This window comes from Microbacterium maritypicum MF109, assembly GCF_000455825.1.
GTDB classification, from domain to species: domain Bacteria; phylum Actinomycetota; class Actinomycetes; order Actinomycetales; family Microbacteriaceae; genus Microbacterium; species Microbacterium maritypicum_A.
Genome location: NZ_ATAO01000122.1, coordinates 1 through 238, shown reverse-complemented (window position 1 = coordinate 238; position 238 = coordinate 1). Strand labels below are relative to the sequence as shown.

The window sequence follows — 238 nt, the reverse complement described above, 5'->3', positions numbered from 1 at the left end:
GGTGTCACCACCAAGGACCTGCGCATCGAATCCCACGACGGCGAGGTCGAGATCGACCACCCGCAGTTGGGCTGGGACAACTTCCTCGAGGTGTTCCGCAACTTCGGCTCCGGCGGCCCCCGCGCCGAGGTGAGCGTCGCGGTCCCCCGCGCGATCGCCCTGAACCTCGGTGTCGTCAGCGCCGGGGCTCTGGTCTCCGGACTCCGCAACGACGCCCGCCTCAACACCGTGTCAGGCG

Annotated in this window: 1 pseudogene; it reads left to right on the top strand. The window is 69.7% G+C overall.

The annotated features are described in order from the left end of the window. Window positions 1–238: pseudogene (locus L687_RS0121290) on the top strand (DUF4097 family beta strand repeat-containing protein); the annotation flags it as partial.